Raw genomic sequence first — 20,122 nt, 5'->3', positions numbered from 1 at the left:
TTATGCACGAAATCGAACCTTTCTACCTCTGGCGGGATGATTACATCGCAGCGGAAGATGAACGTTCCCCCTTTTATGATACAGAATATTCAGAATTCTATTTTGACAAACAGCTGTACAATTTCCTGATCCACCCGCAATGGGATGATTTTGGATCCAACACGCTATACCTAAAAGTATTGTATGCGGATTACGACAGGAATTATGCCATTATCGAATTCATTGGAGAGTGGAATGATGCCATAGATAATGATATCATGCTACTCAAAAGAGAGATTCTGGAGCTTATGATTGATGAAGGCATCAACAAGTTTATCCTGATCGGAGAAAACATCCTCAACTTCCATGCTTCCGAAGACAGCTATTACGAGGAATGGTTCCAGGATGTGGAAGATGGCTGGATTACTGGCATCAATTTCCAGGAACATGTGATTGAAGAATTCAGAAGCGCTAATCTGGATTATTACATCAATTTTGGCGGTCAGCTTGACGATTTGGCATGGAGAACTTTAAAACCACTTCAAATTTTCAAGAAAGTAGAGGAAACGCTGACAAAAAGGCTTGGGGCATAAGTTTTGTAAGAACATAAACTAATTAGTATCTTTATATATAAAATTTAATAGAAAAATGGATAACAACAATAATTACGAATGGGCACACAAAACCGTATTTGTGGAGCAGCAAAGAGGCGTCGTTGCTAAGAAATTCTTCGCAAATGTATTCCTATGGATGTTCATTGCCTTAAGTTTATCGACTTTATCGGCATTGTATATCGCAAACTCTCCTGCAGCTTTGAGCCAAATGATCAATCTTGAAACAGGAAAAAGTACCATCCTTGGGTATATCGCGATGTTTGCCCCGCTAGGTTTAGTGATGATAATGGGAGCCGGATTTAGCCGTCTTTCCTATTCTGCGCTATTGGGTGTATTCGTGCTATTCTCTATCTTATTAGGGATCAGCTTAAGTTATATCCTATTGATATATACCGCCGGATCAATTGTAGCCTGTTTTGGTGCTGCGGCTGGTATTTTCGGAATCATGGCCTTTTTAGGTTATACTACAGAATTAGACTTAACGAAATTTGGTCCCATCTTAGGTGTAGGTGTGATTGGTTTATTTATCGCCAGTCTTATCAATATGTTCCTGGGTAGCCCAACTTTCAGCTATGTGATGAGCTTCTTTGGTGTAGCTATCTTTACTGCTTTAACTGCTTATGACGTTCAAAAACTGAAACGCATCGGTGCAGGTCTGGAAGAAAGTGGTGACCCAATTGTACAGGCTGATGGTAAAAAATTAGCGATCATGGGTGCATTGTCACTATACCTTGACTTTATCAATATCTTCCTGTTCTTATTGAGAATCTTCGGAGATAGAAAATAAACAAGTATAAAATTATAATACGAAGGGCTGTCAAAAATTTGGCAGCCCTTCTTGCTTTCTGATACTTTCCTAAACTTCCCTGAAATTCACCTCCCTGTTCTACCCTAAAGTAATTTGTATTTGCACACAAACCCGCAGATATTCAGAATATTATTCCGAAGCACTCTTCAATTCAACCAAGTATTGCAATATTATATGCTTTAAGTGCTGTTTTTTTGGAAATGATTTTTCTTTGTTGCACTTTTGCAGAGCTTATAGAGAAAGACGGAGGGATTAGACCCTGCGATGTCTTAGCAACCTGTGCTTACAAGGTGCTACATTCTACTGGAACCGAACCACTGGCTCCCGAAAGATAAGTTAAAGTCGACCCAATACCGGACTTTTCAATAAGCATTTTAACTGCGTATAAAGCTGAACCAAAAGGGCAGTCCCTTCTGGAGATAAAAGACTTACGCGTTACCGGAGAAATAAAGAAAATGGATATTAGAGCAGAGTTAGAAAAACGCATATTAATTATTGACGGAGCCATGGGTACCATGATCCAGCGTTACGTTCTGACAGAAGAAGATTTTAGAGGTGAAAGATTCAAAGATCACCCTTGTGATGTAAAAGGCAATAACGATTTGCTGAACCTTACCCGTCCAGATATTATTAAAGCGATACATACAGAATACCTGAAGGCTGGTGCAGATATTATCGAAACCAACACCTTCAGTACACAACGCATTTCCCTGGCAGATTACCAGATGGAAGAGCTGGACTATGAGATGAGTTTTGCCGGTGCCAAAGTGGCGCGTGAGGCAGTAGACGAATTCATGGCGGCAAATCCAGACAGGAGATCTTTCGTTGCAGGTGCTGTTGGGCCAACTAACAGAACACTTTCCCTTTCACCTGATGTAAACGACCCTGGATACAGGGCGCTCACCTTCGATGAACTGGTGTCTGCTTATGATCAGCAGGTACGCGGATTGGTAGACGGTGGTTCTGATGTGTTATTAATTGAGACCATCTTTGATACACTGAATGCGAAAGCAGCCATCTTCTCGATCAAAAAATACGAAAAAGAAATTGGTAAAAAGATAGAGATCATGATCTCCGGAACCATTACCGATGCTTCAGGCAGAACCTTATCCGGTCAGACAGTAGAGGCATTCTTAAATTCTGTGATTCATGCCGACCCGATCAGCATCGGTTTCAACTGTGCTTTGGGTGCAAAAGACATGAGACCTCACATTGAAGAACTTTCTGCAAAAGCCACCTGTTATGTATCTGCCTATCCAAATGCTGGCTTACCTAACGAGTTTGGTGCATACGATGAAATGCCTCATGAAACGGCCCACCTGGTAGAAGATTTCATCCAGCATGGTTTCGTAAATATTGTAGGTGGATGCTGTGGAACTACGCCTGAGCACATTGCCTGTATCGCCGCTAAAGCCAAAAAAATCAGCCCAAGAAAGATCCCTACTGTACCTCCATATTTAAGATTAAGCGGATTAGAAGCGGTAACCGTTACTCCGGAAAGTATTTTCGTGAATATCGGAGAGCGTACCAATATCACGGGATCTCCCAAATTCTCCAAACTGATTCTAGGTGGTGATTATGAAGCCGCTTTAACTGTTGCCCGTCAGCAGGTAGAAGGAGGTGCTCAGATCATTGACGTCAACATGGACGAGGGGATGTTGGATGGCGAAACGGCTATGGTGAAATTCCTGAACCTGATTGCTTCGGAGCCCGACATTTCTAAACTTCCAATCATGGTCGACTCCTCAAAATGGTCGGTGATTGAAGCCGGACTAAAATGCCTGCAGGGAAAAGGGATTGTGAATTCCATTTCCTTAAAAGAAGGCCCGGAAAAATTCATTGAGAGTGCTAAAAAAATCATGAATTATGGCGCCGCTGTAGTAGTGATGGCATTTGATGAACAAGGACAAGCGGATAACTTTGAGCGCCGAAAAGAAATCTGTAAGCGCTCATACGACATCTTGGTGGATGAAGTAGGCTTCCCTCCTCAAGACATTATATTTGACCCGAATATCCTGACCGTTGCAACAGGTCTGGAAGAACATAACAACTATGCAGTTGATTTTATCAATGCAACACGTTGGATTAAAGAAAACTTACCTTACGCCAAAGTAAGTGGTGGGGTATCTAACATTTCCTTCTCTTTCCGCGGAAACAATACCGTGAGGGAAGCAATGCACTCTGCCTTCCTTTACCATGCCATCAAAGCAGGCCTGGATATGGGGATTGTAAATGCCGGGATGCTGGAAGTCTATCAGGAAATTCCTAAAGAATTGCTGGAACGTGTAGAAGATGTGCTGCTAAACCGCAGAGAAGATGCAACCGAGCGTCTGGTAGAATTTGCAGATACCATCAAATCTAAAGGCAAAGAGATTGTCAGAGATGAAGAATGGAGAAAAGGCACTGTAGAAGAAAGACTATCCCACTCTCTGGTAAAGGGGATAATTGAATACCTGGATGCCGATGTAGAGGAAGCCAGACAAAAATACCCAAAACCAATCCATGTGATCGAAGGTCCTTTAATGGATGGGATGAACATCGTGGGAGACCTGTTTGGCGCCGGAAAAATGTTCCTGCCACAGGTGGTAAAATCTGCAAGGGTCATGAAAAAGGCCGTAGCCTACCTTCTTCCGTTCATTGAACAGGAAAAACTCGACAATCCAGATGGGAACACCAGCTCTTCAGCAGGAAAAATCCTAATGGCTACTGTTAAAGGGGATGTTCATGATATCGGTAAAAACATTGTAGGTGTAGTACTGGCCTGTAACAACTTCGAAATCGTAGATCTTGGAGTAATGGTACCCGCACAAACCATCATTCAAAAAGCAAAGGAAATCAATGCTGACATCATTGGATTGAGTGGTTTAATTACCCCTTCATTAGATGAGATGGTGCATTTTGCCAAAGAAATGGAGCGTGAAGGATTTACCATTCCTTTAATTATTGGTGGCGCAACAACTTCCAGAATCCATGCCGCTGTAAAAGTAGCGCCAAACTATTCCGGCCCTGCTATCCACGTATTGGATGCTTCAAGAAGTGTAACTGTTTGCAGTACCTTAATGAACCCGGATACCAGAGATGCCTATATCGATGGCATCAAACAGGAGTATGATAAAGCCAGAGAGGCGCATTTAAACAAGCGCTCTGATAAACGCTATAAAACATTGGAAGAAGCCAGAAAGGATCAGTTTCAAATCGACCTGGATCAGGTGGCTCCTGCCCCTGCCTTTACAGGTACGAAAGTATTTGAAGATTATCCACTGGAGGATCTTGTTCCTTATATCGACTGGACGCCTTTCTTTCATACCTGGGAGTTGCGCGGCAGTTATCCGAAAATTTTCAGCGACAAATCCGTTGGAGATGAGGCAAAAAAACTATTCGATGATGCGCAGACCTTACTAAAACGCATCGTAGACGAGAAATTACTAACAGCAAAAGGCGTGATCGGATTCTGGCCGGCAAATACGGTTGGGGACGATATCATTCTCGATGTTGAAGGCAAAGAAGTCACCATTCACACTCTTCGCCAACAAGCGGAAAAAGTGGCTGGGGAACCTTATTATGCACTATCCGACTTTGTGGCACCAAAAGAATCAGGTGTAGCAGATTATTTCGGCGGTTTTGCCGTAACCACCGGTATTGGTTGTGATGAACTGGTGGCAGAATTTGAAGCCAATTATGATGATTACAACAGCATTATGGCAAAAGCATTAGCCGACAGGCTTGCTGAAGCTTTCGCTGAAAGAATGCATGAACTGGTACGTAAAGATTACTGGGGTTATGCCAAGGACGAGCAACTGAGCAATGAAGACCTGATCAAAGAAGAGTACGCAGGTATTCGTCCGGCACCGGGTTATCCTGCCTGTCCGGAACACAGCGAAAAAGGAACACTTTTTGAATTGCTGGATGCCGAAAATAGAATCGGACTTCGCTTAACAGAAAGCTTTGCCATGTACCCTACCGCTGCGGTAAGTGGTTTTTACTTCGCCCACCCACAGTCGAGATACTTCGGATTGGGAAAAATCACCAAAGATCAGGTGGAAGAATATGCCAGCAGAAAAAACATGCCACTGGAAGAAGTGGAAAGATGGTTGAGCCCTAACCTGGCTTACTAATTAACAGATAACGACACCTAACAAGCAATATTTTAATGAAGATCGTAGACCACATCAGTAACGCAAAAGGAAAAACCCTTTTCTCATTTGAGCTCCTGCCACCTATCAAAGGACAAAGTATTAAAGGCATTTTTGATGCCATTGATCCTCTGATGGAATTCAACCCTCCTTTTATTGATGTGACCTATTTGAGAGAAGATTACATCTACAAACAACATGCGAACGGCCTGTTGGAAAAAGTTGCTTACCGGAAACGCCCGAGTACCGTAGCCACTTGTGCCGCGATCATGAACAAATATAAAGTAGATGCAGTTCCTCACCTGATTTGCGGAGGTTTTACCAAAGATGAAACTGAAAATGCATTGATCGATCTTCAATTCCTGGGCATTGATAATGTCCTGGTATTACGAGGTGATGCCAGAAAAAGCGACAATGCTTTCATTCCTACTCCGGATGGTCATGCCTATGCTTCAGAATTGTTACAACACGTAGTAGACATGAACAATGGCCGCTACCTGCATGATGATATGGAGAACTCCGAGAAGACAGATTTCTGTATCGGCGTTGCCGGATATCCGGAGAAACATTATGAATCGCCAAACCTGGATACCGATTTCAAATACTTGAAACATAAGGTAGATTTGGGGGCAGATTTCATCGTAACTCAAATGTTTTTTGACAATAAAAAATACAAGGCATTGGTAGATAAATGCCGCGAAAACGGGATTAATGTCCCTATTATCCCGGGATTGAAGCCAATTACCAGCAGCAAACAATTGATCAGTTTACCAAAAATTTTCCATTTGGACATTCCTTTGGAACTGAGCGAAGCCATCCAATCCTGTAAGTCTGAGAAAGACGTAAAAGAGGTGGGAATTGAATGGATGATCCATCAATGTAATGAGCTAAAAGAAATGGGTGCACCAGTTCTTCACTTCTACACCATGGGTAATCCAGAGCCGACCAAGAGGATCGCAAAAGCTGTATTTTAGGCCTTCCTGATAGCCGATTGGTATTTTTTGGAATACTCTTTGTACCTTTCGGCTATCATTAAAATCATAAGGCTATGAAAAGAATAATCCTACTGGCAATCGTCATGACCAGCACTTTCGCTGCGTGTACCACTCTAAAACCTGGATCAATAGGGAATGGTGGCTTGTCTGAGCTGGGAGGAAGCTGGGAGCTGAACTACATCTCCGGCCCTAGAATAGCCTTCAACGGTTTGTATCCGGCAAAAAAACCTACCCTTACGTTCGACATTACGAATAAGAAAGTAAGCGGTTTTACCAGCTGTAATTCATTTTCCGGCAGCTTAGTGGCGGATGATAGCACCATCAATTTCACCCATCCAATGGCCATGACAAAAATGGCCTGTCCCGGTGAAGGAGAGGCCACTTTTATGGAAATGCTAAGAAAAACCAGTAGTTATTCAGTAAGTGACAGCACACTTAACTTTATGATGGGTGACATAGCTATTATGCGTTTTCATAAAATCTAGCCAGGTAATTCTTAAAAGAAGCAAAAGCTGTATCCATTTTCTCTGCGTATTTACCTTTAAGTGCCAAGTCCTGAACGGATGCAGGAATCTTCATCTTTGCGGACAGTTCTGCTGGAAATACATCTGGAAATTTGCAGGCATGAGCAGTAGATAAAAATACCCCCGCAGCCTGTTCTTCCGGATTTTCCTTTTTATAGTCGGCCAGCGCCAATGCCGCTATCGCGGTATGCGGACAAGCGATATAACCATATTGATCATAAATAGACTGTATTCCTGCCAAAGTTTGTTCATCGGTGTAGGTATAACTTTTCAATAGTTTTTTTAAGCTTTCCAGATCCTGATTAAAAAGATCCATAATTCGTACCCAATTACTTGGCGCACCTACATCCATGGCATTTGCATAGGTCTGCACCGATGGCCTGCTCTCATATACACCGGTATTCAGATAACGCGGAACTGTATCATTTACATTGGTAGCAGCAATAAACTGTTTCACCGGTAAGCCCATTTTATAAGCCACTAAGCCCGCAGCGATATTTCCAAAATTACCACTGGGTACAGAGAAGATCACTTCTTTTCTGCCAGCTCTACGCAACCTCGCCCAGGCATTGAAATAGTAGAAAGTTTGGGGAATGAGTCTGGCAATATTGATAGAATTTGCCGAGGTTAACCGTAGTTTTTCATTTAAATCCGGATCTGCGAAAGCCTGTTTCACCAAATGCTGACAATCATCAAAAGTCCCGTCAACTGCTATTGCATGGATATTATGTCCATTCGTACAAAGCTGTAGTTCCTGAATCTCACTCACTTTTCCCTTCGGATAAAGAATAGTCACCCTGGTGTTAGGCACCCCAAGAAAACCCAAAGCTACTGCACCTCCGGTATCACCCGAAGTGGCCACCAATACATCCAGCATTTGCTCCCCATCCTTGAGAAAATAAGCCATCACCCTGCTCATGAAGCGTGCTCCAAAATCCTTGAAAGCCAAAGATGGCCCATGAAACAACTCCAAAACATAGGTGTTCTCTGCCAGCTCCAGCACCGGTGCATCGAAACTAAGGGTATCATCTACAATCTTCTTCAGATCATCCGGCGGAATCGCGCCATCCAATAAAGCAGAGGCCACTTTAAAAGCAATCTCAGGTAAACTGTATTTATGGATATTCTGAATAAACTCTTCTTCCAATAAAGGAATATTTACCGGCATGTATAAGCCCTTATCAAGAGGCATACTGTTAAAAACAGCCGTTGGGAAATCAACGCTTAAATCGTGGTTATTCGTACTGTATAATTTCATCGTTCTTAATCTAAAATAACAGGTCCTTTTTCATTTACAGAGGAGACAAAAGAAAGGCTGTTGATGCCAATTCCTTTTAAATGCTGCTGAAGTTTCTGGCTGATCATGCTGGCCGTCGCTTCGTCTTTTGTTAAAGCAAAGACTGAAGGTCCAGAACCAGATATTCCAAATCCAATGGCTCCGGTTTTCAAGGCCAGAGCCCTCATTTTGTAAAAATCCGGAATCAGAATAGAACGGGTAGGTTCCACTAAGATATCAGTCATGCTCCTTCCAATCAGCTCATGGTCTTTTAAAAACAAACCACTCACTAAGCCGGCTACATTCCCCCATTGCGTTACTGCATCTTTCAACAGCACCTTGGAACGGATCATTTGTCTGGCGTCTTTCGTTGGCACATCTACTTCAGGATACACGATTGCGGCATACAAGTCTTCCGGATGTGGTAACCGGATAATATCTAAGGGTTCATAACTTCTGATCAGTACAAAACCACCCATTAAAGCCGGAGCCACATTATCTGCATGACCATAGCCACAGGCCAGTTCCTCCCCTTTCATCGCAAAAGGAACCAGCTCTTGGTTGGTCAACAATTGATCAAACAGGTTATTAACGGCAAACAATCCGGCAACGGTACTGGCAGAGCTGGAACCCAGGCCACTCCCAATAGGCATTTTTTTATGGAGTTCAATTTCTATTCCGGTATCTGGTTTTCCGATATGGTTTAAATAATGTTGTACACTGGCACTTACCGTGTTTTTTTTCGGATCTAATGGCAGACGGCCATCATCACCCGTAATTTTTGTAATGGTGATTCCTGAACCACCTGTTAATTTCATGATCACTTCATCACCCGGCTCATTGACCGCGAAACCCAGCACATCATATCCACAAACCACATTAGCTACTGTAGCCGGGGCAAAAACTTTTATAGAATCTTTCATCGTTTACCAACGTTTATAATATCAGCGAAAACACCTGCAGCAGTCACCTCTGCCCCGGCACCAGGACCTTTAACCACTAGTGGACGGTCTTTGTAACGATCCGTCGTAAATGAAATGATATTGTCGCTACCCGACAGCATATAAAACGGGTGGTTATCATCCACCATCTGTAAGGTAATTTCCACCTTTCCTCCTTCCAGTTTCCCGATATATCGCAATACTTTTTTATCCTCAGCCGCCTGTTTTTTTAACTTTTCAAAATAAGCCCTATTGTTTTCCAGTTCCTGATAGAAATCGGCTACAGTAGCCGCAGCCAGACAGGCAGGAGGCAGCATACTTTCGATTCTAATGTCGCTCTCTTCCAAAGGATACCCTGCATCACGCGCCAGAATCAACATTTTACGCATAAAATCTTTTCCGTTCAGATCATCTCTGGGATCTGGTTCAGTATAGCCCTTATCCTGGGCTTCCTTCACCACTTCATGGAACAGCTTATCGCCATTATAATTGTTAAAAATATAGGAAATGGTACCTGATAAAATCGCTTCAATGCGGTGAATCCGATCGCCACTCATCATCAGATCCTTTAAAGTACGGATGATTGGCAAACCGGCACCAACATTGGTTTCATAATGAAAATCTACACCATAAGTCCTTGCCGCCTGTTTAAATGCAGCATATTGCTCATAATCCGCAGAGTTGCCAATCTTATTACAAGTCACCACAGAAATACTCGATTGTAACACATCTTTATAAAACTGGATGGGATTATGACTCGCGGTATTGTCCACGAACACACAATTAGGCAGGTTCATCGCCTTCATTTTCTTGATGAAAAGTGGTAAATCTGCGGGCTCACCGTTACGGTCCAGGTTTTCTTCCCAACTGCTCAAGGCAATTCCATCTACATTCTGGTGCATTTTACGGGTATTACAGATCCCCATCACCTTTACCTGAAGATCGTTATTGCTTGCCAGGAAGTTCATTTGTGCTTCCAGCTGCGCGAATAAAGTCTTTCCTATATTTCCGGTACCCAGACAAAAAACATGAAGTGTTCTTTTGAGATCCTCGTAAAAAGCATCATGCACCGCATTTACGGCTTTCGATAAATCTGGTTTAGAGATGATCACAGAGATGTTATACTCTGAGGAACCCTGGGCAATTGCCCTTACATTGACCCCGTTTCTACCTAAAGCATGAAACAACTTTCCTGACATTCCAGGGGTACGTTTCATGTTTTCGCCAACTATCGCCAATGCCGACAAGCCATTCTCCACTTCCGGATACTCCAGTTTCCTGGCTTGTAATTCCAATTCGAATTCTTTATTGATCAAAGACAAGGCCTTTAAAGCATCGCCTGGCTTTACCGCGAAAGTAATGCTGTGTTCGGAGGAAGACTGTGTAATGAGGATTACATTGATCTGCTCCCGGGAAAGCATAGAGAACAATCGACCACTAAAACCCGCCTTTCCTACCATTCCGCTACCGGAAAGGTTCAGCACACTGATCTCATCAATAGAAGAAATTCCTTTGATGGGCAATTTTGAATGACCCGCACCATGCTTGATATAGGTACCAGGAAAATCTGTATTAAAAGTATTTTTGATGACGATAGGGATACGCTTTAGAAAAGCAGGAATCATCGTAGGAGGATAAATCACCTTCGCACCAAAATAAGAAAGCTCCATTGCTTCTGTATAACTCAATTCAGCAAGAGAAAAGGCTTTTTTCACAATTCTTGGATCAGCAGTCAGCATTCCGTCAACATCTGTCCAGATTTGAATTTCGGAAGCATTCAGTGCAGAACCCCAGATTGCAGCGGTATAATCACTTCCACCCCTTCCTAATGTGGTCATTCTACCTTCCTCATTGCTCGCAATAAAGCCTGTTACGAATAACAGTTTGTCGACATTTGCCTCCTGAAAATCTTTGATTAAAGATTCTGTGAGATAGGTATTTACTTTTGCCTGTCCGAAATTATGGTCTGTTTTGATCAGTTCAGAACCATCAACGTACACTGCATTAGGGAAAGTTTGTCTGGCAATATGACTCACCATGACGGTCGAGCATCGCTCTCCATAACTTAGAATCAGGTCTTTCGTTTGCAGGCTCAGTTCTTTCAGGTTGTAGACCGACTGCAGAATATCTTCCAGTTCATTAAAATAGATTTTCAGTTTGGTGAGTACCGGGTTTTGGGCAATGGCCGGCAATAAGGCACGAATCACCTCAAAATGCTTTTTTTCAATAGCCAACATTCCCTCCGCATAACTCTTCCCTTTTCCTGCGTTTTCTGCCATATCAATCAGGGCATTCGTCACCCCGCTCATGGCAGATAAGACGACAATGGGATTTTCAGCGCTTTGCTGCTCCCTTAGGATACCCAGCAAAGCAGTAATGCTTTCCAGAGAACCGACTGATGTACCTCCAAATTTTAGTATGTTCATAGTTTTAGGTTAAAAAAAAAGCGCCTTCCCCGATTAGAGGAAGGCGCTTTTTGTGGTTTTTATTTTTTAGTATTTTATACCCATTAGCTATCCTCCCTCCGAGATATCCCGGTGGTAATAATAATGGAAATAATGGTTGAATTATTAAACATTGTAATTTTTACACTTAGTGCTGTATGCTGTAAAGTAAAGTTATATTTTTCTAATTAACAAATGATTACATAAATATTTAAGAGAATTTTAAAAAAATCACGATTAAAGGCAATTGAAGAGGTTTTTTTCAAAATCACCAGATAAACCACTCATTTTCAATATCAAAAACCAGAAAGCATTAAAATTGAGCGCTGTTTTTTAGAAAGCGATCGCGAAGCGATGCAAACCCTCAATCCGGCCAAACATTTTCTTACCTTTACACCATCATATGCAAGGATTAGTCATAAAATCAACAGGAAGCTGGTATCAGGTACAAGCGGAAGACGGCAACAGATACGACTGCCGTATTAAAGGTAAGTTCCGGATCAAGGGCATTCAAACCACCAACCCTATTGCCGTAGGCGATCAGGTAGAATTTGAGCTGGAGCCCAATTCAGAAAACGGCGTGATTCATAAATTACATGAACGCAAAAATTACATCATCCGTAAATCCATCAACCTTTCCAAGCAGGCGCAAATCATTGCAGCCAATATGGATCAGGCATTTTTAGTCGTGACCCTGGTTTCTCCAAGAACCTCTTTAGGTTTTATTGACCGTTTCCTGGCCACTGCCGAGGCCTATAGCATTCCTGCTGTACTGATTTTCAATAAACTCGATTTGTTCAATGAAGACGGACTGGCAGTCTTAGAAGAATACAAGCATATCTATGAAAACATAGGCTATCCTTGTTATACCGTATCTGCATTGGAAGGCACTAACATTCCGCAGATCGAAAGCCTATTGAAAGACAAAACCACCTTATTCTCAGGACACTCCGGTGTAGGAAAATCAAGTCTGATTAATGCTTTACTTCCAGACAGAAACATCAAAACCGGAGAGATTTCAGAAGCGAGTGATAAAGGACAACATACCACTACTTTTGCGGAAATGCATACCCTGCCTTTTGGTGGCTACCTGATTGATACCCCAGGTATCCGGGAACTGGGTATCTTCGATATCAGACCAGAAGAATTGGGCCATTATTTCAGAGAAATGCGTGCTTTGATGAACGAGTGTAAATTCAACAACTGCAGACACGTCAATGAACCTGGCTGTGCCGTCATCAAAGCGGTAGAACAAGGTGAAATTGAAATCAGCAGGTATGAAAGTTACCTGAGTATTTACCATGGTAATGAAACCCGCGCTTAATCCAGCTTTTAATCCTTTATGAGAGCAATTATACAAAGAGTTACGGCTGCCAGCTGTGTAGTAGACGGCCAGACTACCGGCAGCATCGACACTGGTTTTCTGGTATTGTTGGGCATTGAAGATAGTGATACCTCTGAAGAGCTCGACTGGCTCAGCCAGAAAATCGTCAATATGAGGATCTTTGGCGATGAGAATGGCCTGATGAACAAATCCTTATCGGATGTAGATGGTAATATTCTCCTGATTAGTCAGTTTACCCTCTTCGCAGCTACGAAAAAGGGCAACAGACCTGGGTTTACGAGAGCAGCCAGACCTGACAAAGCCATTCCCTTATATGAGGAAATGATTGCTAAACTATCTGCCCTACTTCAAAAAGAAATCAAAACCGGCATCTTTGGTGCAGACATGAAAATCAGCCTTGTCAACGATGGGCCTGTCACCATTATGATGGATACAAAAAACAAAGAATAACATGACCATAGCAGAAGCACAGGAAACCGTAGACCAATGGATCAATAAAACAGGAATCCGTTATTTCAATGAGCTCACCAATACCGCGATCCTAATGGAAGAAGTGGGTGAAGTGGCCAGAATCATGTCCAGAAAATATGGAGAACAGTCTTTCAAAAAAAGCGATGAAGCTGTGGACCTTGGCGATGAAATGGCCGATGTTTTATTTGTACTCATTTGTCTGGCCAATCAAACCGGAATTGACCTGACCAGCGCATTGGAAAAAAACCTGGTCAAAAAAACCATTAGGGATGCAGACCGTCATAAAAACAACGAAAAGCTGAAGTAAACTTTACTTATCCAGGGTGTAGGCCGTATTGTGCTTGATTTCTGTCATCACAAACAAACTGTTTACATTGGCGATATTTTCAATTGCGGCCAGCTTATTCGTTAAAAAATCCTGGTACCTATTCATGTCGTTGACCACTACTTTTAACAAATAATCGTAGGTTCCGGCAACGTGATAACATTCCATCACCTCGTCCAGCCTGGTCATCGCAGCCTCAAACTTCTTTAACAATGGAAGGGAATGTACCTGTAGCGTCACGTTACAAAATGCTGCCAGGGTTTTACCAATCTTTTCGCGATCCAGCAAGGTCACATAATTCCTGATCACCCCCGTCTTTTCAATCTTTTTCAGACGCTCATAGGTAGGCGTTACAGTGAGCCCTACTTTATGCGCAATTTCCTTTGTATTTAACCTTGCATTCTGCTGTAACGCATTTAATATGCGCTGATCCATCTTATCGAACTGTTCCATCTAGTTTAGTTTTTCTGATTTCTGTAGTAATCCCTCTTCATTAAGATCAATAAAACTACAAAAAACCAAAATTAAGTGTTTATTTTCTAATATTAATCATATAAAAGATCAATTGAATGGAGATCTATAGATTTGCAGTCTGAACCACCTAAACAGAACCATGACTACACAACTTTCCAGAGAGGATAACAAAAGATTGTCAGACTTATACGAAAAAATACAGGACAGAACGCGCCTGTTTCTAGGCTACCCGGTAGCTAAGGACTTTGACTATACAGCATTGATGCCCTTTCTTCAATATCCAATCAATAACCTTGGAGATCCTTTTACCGAATCTACGTATGCGGTAGACACAAGAGAAATGGAAAGAGAAGTCATTGCGTTCTTTGCAGGACTGTTCCGTGCGCCGACCGACAATTGGTGGGGATATGTGACTAATGGTGGCTCTGAGGGTAACCTATATGGGCTTTACCTGGCCAGAGAGCTGTACCCAAAGGCTATGGTGTACTATTCTGATGCTACTCATTATAGTGTGCAAAAGAATCTGTTACTGCTAAACATGCCAAATATTGCCATTAGATCACAGGAAAATGGCGAAATTGATTATGAAGATCTGCACAATAGTTTATTGATGAACAGGCATCTTCCGGTAGTGATCTTTGCCAATATTGGGACCACCATGACTGAAGCAAAAGATGATGTGAAAAAGATCAAAGGTATCCTGAAAAACCTGGCGATCAAGAACCATTATATTCATGCAGATGGTGCTTTATCCGGAAGTTATAGTGCTTTTATTGAGCCCAGACCGGCTTTCGACTTTGCCGATGGCGCAGACAGTATAGCCATCAGCGGTCATAAATTTCTTGGATCACCGATTCCATGTGGACTGGTAATTGTAAAGAAAACCAACCGCGACAGGATCGCGCGTGCTATTGATTATATTGGAAGTGTAGATACCACGATTACAGGCTCCAGAAATGGTCATACGCCGTTGTTCCTCTGGTATACCCTCAAAAAACTAGGTCTGCAGGGTTTAAAAGAAAGGGCATTACATAGCCTAAGTATCGCTGCTTATGCGGAAGCAAAACTGAAAGCGCTGGGAATAGAAGCCTGGAGCAATCCAAATGCAATTACAGTGGTTTTCCCTGCCCCATCCAAATGGATTTGTCAGAAGTGGCAACTGGCCTCAGAAAACGGCCTTTCGCACCTCATTTGCATGCCCAATGTGGACCATGCTCAAATTGATGAGCTGATCGCTGATCTGCTTTCCAATCCGGAAGGCATCAATTACAGCTTCCAACAACAAACTGCCCCTACATTTACCCCCCTATAAAAACCGGCTGCCCAGAATTCCTGGGCAGCCTTCATTTTTTGCCCTTAAGAAAAGAAGAATTCAAGTCTGAATCTCATCTGTATAAACGCTGAAAAAAATGCCAAAATCGTCCTGACAAAGTCTCGGGTTCGGTAGGTCTTGAGTAGGAGTTCAGAAGGAGTTCAGTTAGTCAAACCCTACACCAACCCTACGGCAACTCCTGGGCAACCCCTGCTGAACCCCTACTGAACCCGCAACTCTTCCCGAACACAACCCCTTCTCATTCCAAATTCATTTTCAAAAAAAAAAGGGCGCCTAAAGACGCCCTTTTTTTGGGTATACACCCCAGTCATTTATCTATTAAGCAGTAGTCTCATTCAAGGCTGCTTTGATCTTTAATGCGGCTTCCGCCAATTCTTCCTGTGAGGGCTTCAGTTTTTCTTTACTAAAGTTCATATCATTCACTGCATTCATAGGGATCAAATGGATGTGTACATGTGGTACCTCCAGGCCGATAACGGCTACGCCTACTTTTTTGCAAGGGAATGCTTCTTTTAACCCTGTTGCCACAATTTTAGCAAACATAGTTAGTCCAACATAGCTTTCCTCCTCCATATCAAAGATATAGTCAATTTCCTTTTTAGGAATCACCAGGACATGGCCCATGGTCAGGGGATTAACATCTAAGAAAGCCAGGAATTCGGTGGTTTCTGCAACAATGTGTGCAGGGATTTCACCAGTTACTATTTTTGAAAATATACTTGCCATGGAATGGGGAATTAAATTGTTATCGTGTAATCTCTAATATTTCAAATTCAATCATTCCGGCAGGAACCTGAATTTCAATTTTATCACCTACTGATTTACCTAATAATCCTTTGGCAATCGGTGATTTTACAGAGATTTTTCCGGTTTTAAGATCAGCTTCACTTTCTGCTACCAACTGGTAAGACATCGTTGCACCGTTCTTTACATTTTTGATCTTAACTATAGATAATGCCAATACTTTAGAAGTATCCAGCTTTGATTCATCAATTAATCTGGCGGTTGAGAGCGTAGTTGCCAATTTTGCTATTTTAGCTTCATGCAAACCCTGCGCTTCCTTCGCTGCATCATATTCCGCATTCTCGGAAAGATCACCCTTATCTCTTGCTTCGGCAATTGCCTTAGAGATTTGTTGTCTTCCGGTCGTCTTCATATGATGTAATTCTTCCTTTAGTCTGTCTAAACCATCTTGGGTATAATAGGTAACCTCTGTCATAGCTCAATTTATTTTATGTAGTACTATAAAAACAAACAAGACTATATAGGCTGTTAAGCCTACATAGTCTTGCTTCAATAAAAACGAAGATAATGTGGTCTAGCCACAAAAACAAATTATTTAATTTGATTTTCGGCAGATGATCTAAAATGTCAGCTTAAATGATAGCAGAAAGCTTTTCTGCTAAAACCTCAGATATTTTGCGATAAGATTCAAAGGTCCAGCCCCCAACATGCGGGCTCAGGATCACCTTCCCGGATGATTTAAGCGCCTCAAACCAGGGGGTATTTTGCAAAGCCGGAAATTTCTCTACCTCCAGCACGTCTAAACCTGCGGCCAGAATTTTACCCGACTGGATGGCTTGCAGAACGGCTGTGGTTTGAACAATTTCACCCCTGGCAGTATTAATGAAGAAAATAGGCTTACGGAAATGGAAGAAGTACTCTTCATCTACCATCTGACGGGTTTCAGGGGTCAATGGAATGTGCAGACTCAATACATCGCTGTATTTCACGATCTCTTCCATGCTCACTTCTTTGGCATAAGCATCGCTAAAGCCAGTCTTATATTTATCATAAGCAATCACGTTTACCTCAAATCCGGCCAGTTTCTTTGCGAAACTCCTGCCCATAAATCCGTAACCGATGATGCCTACCGTTTTACCTTTCAGCTCATAACCGCGGTTGCCTTCTCTGTCCCAGCTGCCATTACGGACTTCCTGATCTGCATTTCGCAAATTGTTCATCAAAGACAGCAGCATTCCTGTTGCATGCTCTCCTACCGCATCCATATTGCCTTCCGGCGCATTTAACAACTCGATGTTACGACTCCTTGCGTAATCCACATCTATATTGTCTAATCCTGCACCTGCTCTGGCAATAAACTTTAGGGTAGGCGCTGCGGCCATCAATTCCTGATCTATTCTGAATTTTGTTCTTACCGCGATACCCTGATAGCCGGAAATTGCAGCTAATGTTTGTTCACGTGTATACAATGGCTGATCCTCCACCTCATATCCTAAAGCGATGGCGCGTTCCTTGAAAACAGGATGCAACTCATCCACGATTAAAATTCTTCCTTTACTCATATAGTGATTGCTCAATTATTCTTTTTACCTGATGATCTTTTGGGGTTCGGTTTAGGCAGTAAATTTTATTGCGAAAGCTGGCTCAGATGTTGGGTCAGCTCAATAAACTGTGCTACACTCAACTGTTCCGCACGCTTGTCGAAAAAAATATGGTCGTCCATTTTCTCTTTTGAAACTACTCCGGATAATGCATTTCTGAGTGTCTTTCTGCGTTGGTTAAAACCAGCTTTCACCGTACGCCAGAAGAGTTTTTCATCACATGGAAGTGTTTCCACTTCATTACGGCTCAACCTGATCACTCCAGAGTTTACTTTCGGTGGCGGGTTAAAGGTGCCCGGCTTCACGGTAAACAGATACTCTATATTATAGTAAGCCTGAATCAGGACACTCAAAATTCCGTATTCTTTAGTTCCTGATTTGGAAGCGCATCGCTCTGCCACTTCTTTCTGGAACATCCCTACCATTTCTACCACCTGATTTCTATTTTCAAGTACCTTAAAAAGAATCTGGGAGGAGATATTGTATGGGAAATTGCCAATAATGGCGTATTTTTCTTTGAAGATGGCAGACAGGTCGAGGGCTAGAAAATCGCCATTAATCAAACGGTTTCCCAATTGCGGGTATTTCTCCTGCAGGAAATGGTAAGATTCCACATCGATATCGATCAGGAAAGTTTCCAGATCTTCTCTCTCCAACAGGATATCCGAAAGAATCCCCATTCCTGGTCCAACTTCCAGTACCTGTTTGTACTGATCGGTATGTACCAGCCCGTTCACGATTTTCGCGGCAATCTTTTTATCCGTTAAAAAATGCTGTCCTAAATGTTTTTTTGCCCTTACCAAACTCATATATTCTCCTACTAAAAGCTGCAAAATAAGCAAAGTTTTGCGAGTATCAGATCAACAATCGGCTAAAACAGGCTCTACACCCTAAAAAACAGGGATAACATTTTGAGATTTAAATACTAGCACAGGAAAAACCAACCATTTTAAAATGAATTCTGTAATTTGCGCTAAATTTTTTTGAAGTATGAGCAATAAGATTAAAATTGGAATCAGCATAGGAGATGTAAACGGCATAGGCCTGGAGGTTATCCTTAAGACTTTAGCCCAGAGCAAGATTCTTGATTACTGTACCCCTATCGTATATGGACATACCAAGGTTGCTTCCTACCATCGCAAAGCTTTAGGGCTGAGTGATTTCAACTTCAATGTGATTACAGAGGCTGCATTGGCCAATCCTAGGAAGGCGAATATGATCAATTGCTGGGAGGAAGACGTGAAAATCGACCTTGGCGTAGCCAATGAAACTGGTGGAAAATATGCTTTGATCTCTTTAGAGAAAGCAACAGAAGACCTGATCAAAGGAGAAATTGATGCACTGGTGACTGCTCCGATCAACAAACACAATATCCAGTCAGAGACTTTTAAGTTTCCTGGACATACCGAATACCTGATGGAACGCAGTGGAAGCAAAGACGTATTGATGCTTTTGATCAGCGAAGACATCAAGGTGGGTGTGGTTACCGGACATATTCCAATTACGGAAGTTCCAAAAAGCATCACGATCGAGAAGATAGTGAAGAAACTGGTGCTGATGAATGAGAGTTTAAAAAAGGATTTCTGGATTGAAAAACCAAAAATCGCGGTATTGGGATTGAATCCTCATGCGGGCGACAACGGATTATTGGGCACAGAAGAGGCCGATATTATTATTCCGGCCATTCAGCAAGCCTTCGATAAAGGCGTCATTTGTTTCGGTCCTTACCCTGCTGATGGATTTTTTGGCAAGGGAAGTTACAAACAATTCGACGCGGTTCTGGCCATGTATCATGACCAGGGATTGATCCCCTTTAAAACCATTGCTTTTGGCTCCGGAGTGAACTATTCTGCAGGCATGAAAATCGTGCGTACCTCACCAGATCATGGCACGGGATACGACATTGCAGGAAAGAATCTGGCAGATCCTTCTTCATTTATAGAAGCCTTATTTGCAGCAACTCACATCCTGAGGAACCGAAGAGAACAGGAAGAATTATTGAAAAGCCAGCTGAGAAGTGGTGGAAAAATTATAGAAACTGCAGCGGATATAAAAGACGATGCAAATTAGAATGAAAAAACATTTTAATTCTCTAAAATAATTCCTACATTTGCG

At 42.3% G+C, this 20,122-nt stretch carries 18 protein-coding genes and 1 riboswitch; of the genes, 10 read left to right on the top strand and 8 right to left on the bottom strand.

The genetic code is table 11. The features are described from left to right. The first annotated feature begins 2 nt into the window (after positions 1–2). From R2Q94_RS02815 to R2Q94_RS02795, 5 genes are all read left to right on the top strand, one after another. Positions 3–572, top strand: coding sequence for a hypothetical protein (locus R2Q94_RS02815; protein WP_316819911.1), 570 nt, complete (start codon positions 3–5; stop codon positions 570–572). A 55-nt stretch (positions 573–627) separates the two neighbouring features. After that, positions 628–1,380: a Bax inhibitor-1/YccA family protein gene (locus R2Q94_RS02810; RefSeq protein WP_316819910.1), complete on the top strand. Its 753-nt coding sequence runs from the start codon at positions 628–630 to the stop codon at positions 1,378–1,380. A gap of 249 nt (positions 1,381–1,629) precedes the next feature. Then, positions 1,630–1,739, top strand: a riboswitch (SAM riboswitch). Between the two features lie 117 nt (positions 1,740–1,856). Next, the gene (metH, locus tag R2Q94_RS02805) at positions 1,857–5,516 is read left to right on the top strand and encodes a methionine synthase (protein ID WP_316819909.1); all 3,660 of its coding nucleotides are present in this window, start codon (positions 1,857–1,859) and stop codon (positions 5,514–5,516) included. A 35-nt stretch (positions 5,517–5,551) separates the two neighbouring features. After that, on the top strand, positions 5,552–6,508 hold the full coding sequence (locus R2Q94_RS02800; RefSeq protein WP_316819908.1) for a methylenetetrahydrofolate reductase: 957 nt from the start codon (positions 5,552–5,554) through the stop codon (positions 6,506–6,508). A gap of 74 nt (positions 6,509–6,582) precedes the next feature. Then, a complete protein-coding gene (locus tag R2Q94_RS02795) occupies positions 6,583–7,014 on the top strand; it encodes an META domain-containing protein (protein ID WP_316819907.1) in 432 nt (143 codons plus the stop codon). On the opposite strand, the gene thrC is transcribed toward R2Q94_RS02795, so the two are convergent. From thrC to thrA, 3 genes are read right to left on the bottom strand one after another with little or no spacing between them, the layout of a single operon-like run. Beyond that, positions 6,992–8,311 (bottom strand): threonine synthase, encoded by a 1,320-nt coding sequence (gene thrC / locus R2Q94_RS02790; protein WP_316819906.1) that lies wholly within the window; start codon positions 8,309–8,311, stop codon positions 6,992–6,994. The genes R2Q94_RS02795 and thrC overlap by 23 nt on opposite strands. A 5-nt stretch (positions 8,312–8,316) precedes the next feature. After that, positions 8,317–9,252: a homoserine kinase gene (locus R2Q94_RS02785; protein WP_316819905.1), complete on the bottom strand. Its 936-nt coding sequence runs from the start codon at positions 9,250–9,252 to the stop codon at positions 8,317–8,319. Further along, positions 9,249–11,696: a bifunctional aspartate kinase/homoserine dehydrogenase I gene (gene thrA / locus R2Q94_RS02780; RefSeq protein ID WP_316819904.1), complete on the bottom strand. Its 2,448-nt coding sequence runs from the start codon at positions 11,694–11,696 to the stop codon at positions 9,249–9,251. Before thrA ends, R2Q94_RS02785 begins: the two co-directional genes overlap by 4 nt. Before the next feature lie 421 nt (positions 11,697–12,117). Between thrA and rsgA the strand changes: the two genes are divergently transcribed. From rsgA to R2Q94_RS02765, 3 genes are read left to right on the top strand one after another with little or no spacing between them, the layout of a single operon-like run. Beyond that, positions 12,118–13,038 carry a ribosome small subunit-dependent GTPase A gene (gene rsgA, locus R2Q94_RS02775; protein WP_316819903.1) on the top strand — a complete coding sequence of 307 codons (921 nt, stop codon included), beginning with the start codon at positions 12,118–12,120 and terminating at the stop codon, positions 13,036–13,038. Between the two features lie 18 nt (positions 13,039–13,056). Further along, complete coding sequence (dtd, locus tag R2Q94_RS02770) at positions 13,057–13,509, top strand: D-aminoacyl-tRNA deacylase (protein WP_316819902.1); 453 nt, start codon at positions 13,057–13,059, stop codon at positions 13,507–13,509. Position 13,510: 1 nt separating this feature from the next. Next, positions 13,511–13,837 carry a nucleotide pyrophosphohydrolase gene (locus tag R2Q94_RS02765; protein ID WP_316819901.1) on the top strand — a complete coding sequence of 109 codons (327 nt, stop codon included), beginning with the start codon at positions 13,511–13,513 and terminating at the stop codon, positions 13,835–13,837. 3 nt (positions 13,838–13,840) lie between these two features. On the opposite strand, the gene R2Q94_RS02760 is transcribed toward R2Q94_RS02765, so the two are convergent. Continuing rightward, positions 13,841–14,308 carry an Lrp/AsnC family transcriptional regulator gene (locus R2Q94_RS02760; RefSeq protein ID WP_316819900.1) on the bottom strand — a complete coding sequence of 156 codons (468 nt, stop codon included), beginning with the start codon at positions 14,306–14,308 and terminating at the stop codon, positions 13,841–13,843. Positions 14,309–14,468: 160 nt separating this feature from the next. Between R2Q94_RS02760 and R2Q94_RS02755 the strand changes: the two genes are divergently transcribed. After that, positions 14,469–15,641: a histidine decarboxylase gene (locus R2Q94_RS02755; protein WP_316819899.1), complete on the top strand. Its 1,173-nt coding sequence runs from the start codon at positions 14,469–14,471 to the stop codon at positions 15,639–15,641. Between the two features lie 339 nt (positions 15,642–15,980). On the opposite strand, the gene R2Q94_RS02750 is transcribed toward R2Q94_RS02755, so the two are convergent. The 4 genes from R2Q94_RS02750 to rsmA all read right to left on the bottom strand — a co-directional run bounded on the left by R2Q94_RS02750 (position 15,981) and on the right by rsmA (position 18,816). After that, on the bottom strand, positions 15,981–16,388 hold the full coding sequence (locus R2Q94_RS02750; protein ID WP_316819898.1) for an HIT family protein: 408 nt from the start codon (positions 16,386–16,388) through the stop codon (positions 15,981–15,983). A 19-nt stretch (positions 16,389–16,407) separates the two neighbouring features. Beyond that, the gene (gene greA, locus R2Q94_RS02745) at positions 16,408–16,881 is read right to left on the bottom strand and encodes a transcription elongation factor GreA (RefSeq protein ID WP_316819897.1); all 474 of its coding nucleotides are present in this window, start codon (positions 16,879–16,881) and stop codon (positions 16,408–16,410) included. 157 nt (positions 16,882–17,038) lie between these two features. Continuing rightward, on the bottom strand, positions 17,039–17,968 hold the full coding sequence (locus R2Q94_RS02740; RefSeq protein ID WP_316819896.1) for a 2-hydroxyacid dehydrogenase: 930 nt from the start codon (positions 17,966–17,968) through the stop codon (positions 17,039–17,041). Between the two features lie 65 nt (positions 17,969–18,033). Then, the gene (rsmA, locus tag R2Q94_RS02735; RefSeq protein ID WP_316819974.1) at positions 18,034–18,816 is read right to left on the bottom strand and encodes a 16S rRNA (adenine(1518)-N(6)/adenine(1519)-N(6))-dimethyltransferase RsmA; all 783 of its coding nucleotides are present in this window, start codon (positions 18,814–18,816) and stop codon (positions 18,034–18,036) included. A gap of 181 nt (positions 18,817–18,997) precedes the next feature. Between rsmA and pdxA the strand changes: the two genes are divergently transcribed. Next, the gene (gene pdxA, locus R2Q94_RS02730; protein ID WP_316819895.1) at positions 18,998–20,077 is read left to right on the top strand and encodes a 4-hydroxythreonine-4-phosphate dehydrogenase PdxA; all 1,080 of its coding nucleotides are present in this window, start codon (positions 18,998–19,000) and stop codon (positions 20,075–20,077) included. Positions 20,078–20,122 lie beyond the last annotated feature (45 nt).

The organism is Pedobacter gandavensis (assembly GCF_032678465.1).
In the GTDB taxonomy this organism is placed as follows: Bacteria; Bacteroidota; Bacteroidia; order Sphingobacteriales; family Sphingobacteriaceae; genus Pedobacter; species Pedobacter gandavensis_B.
Note: the sequence above shows the minus strand (reverse complement) of the source record. Positions and strands in the feature narration are given on the sequence as shown.

What these genes read in the sequence shown, in the direction of transcription:
- R2Q94_RS02815 (WP_316819911.1), top strand. Translation starts at nt 3, where the DNA reads ATGCACGAAATCGAACCTTTCTACCTCTGGCGGGATGATTACATCGCA.
- R2Q94_RS02810 (WP_316819910.1), top strand. Translation starts at nt 628, where the DNA reads ATGGATAACAACAATAATTACGAATGGGCACACAAAACCGTATTTGTG.
- metH (WP_316819909.1), top strand. Translation starts at nt 1,857, where the DNA reads ATGGATATTAGAGCAGAGTTAGAAAAACGCATATTAATTATTGACGGA.
- R2Q94_RS02800 (WP_316819908.1), top strand. Translation starts at nt 5,552, where the DNA reads ATGAAGATCGTAGACCACATCAGTAACGCAAAAGGAAAAACCCTTTTC.
- R2Q94_RS02795 (WP_316819907.1), top strand. Translation starts at nt 6,583, where the DNA reads ATGAAAAGAATAATCCTACTGGCAATCGTCATGACCAGCACTTTCGCT.
- thrC (WP_316819906.1), bottom strand. Translation starts at nt 8,311, where the DNA reads ATGAAATTATACAGTACGAATAACCACGATTTAAGCGTTGATTTCCCA.
- R2Q94_RS02785 (WP_316819905.1), bottom strand. Translation starts at nt 9,252, where the DNA reads ATGAAAGATTCTATAAAAGTTTTTGCCCCGGCTACAGTAGCTAATGTG.
- thrA (WP_316819904.1), bottom strand. Translation starts at nt 11,696, where the DNA reads ATGAACATACTAAAATTTGGAGGTACATCAGTCGGTTCTCTGGAAAGC.
- rsgA (WP_316819903.1), top strand. Translation starts at nt 12,118, where the DNA reads ATGCAAGGATTAGTCATAAAATCAACAGGAAGCTGGTATCAGGTACAA.
- dtd (WP_316819902.1), top strand. Translation starts at nt 13,057, where the DNA reads ATGAGAGCAATTATACAAAGAGTTACGGCTGCCAGCTGTGTAGTAGAC.
- R2Q94_RS02765 (WP_316819901.1), top strand. Translation starts at nt 13,511, where the DNA reads ATGACCATAGCAGAAGCACAGGAAACCGTAGACCAATGGATCAATAAA.
- R2Q94_RS02760 (WP_316819900.1), bottom strand. Translation starts at nt 14,308, where the DNA reads ATGGAACAGTTCGATAAGATGGATCAGCGCATATTAAATGCGTTACAG.
- R2Q94_RS02755 (WP_316819899.1), top strand. Translation starts at nt 14,469, where the DNA reads ATGACTACACAACTTTCCAGAGAGGATAACAAAAGATTGTCAGACTTA.
- R2Q94_RS02750 (WP_316819898.1), bottom strand. Translation starts at nt 16,388, where the DNA reads ATGGCAAGTATATTTTCAAAAATAGTAACTGGTGAAATCCCTGCACAC.
- greA (WP_316819897.1), bottom strand. Translation starts at nt 16,881, where the DNA reads ATGACAGAGGTTACCTATTATACCCAAGATGGTTTAGACAGACTAAAG.
- R2Q94_RS02740 (WP_316819896.1), bottom strand. Translation starts at nt 17,968, where the DNA reads ATGAGTAAAGGAAGAATTTTAATCGTGGATGAGTTGCATCCTGTTTTC.
- rsmA (WP_316819974.1), bottom strand. Translation starts at nt 18,816, where the DNA reads ATGAGTTTGGTAAGGGCAAAAAAACATTTAGGACAGCATTTTTTAACG.
- pdxA (WP_316819895.1), top strand. Translation starts at nt 18,998, where the DNA reads ATGAGCAATAAGATTAAAATTGGAATCAGCATAGGAGATGTAAACGGC.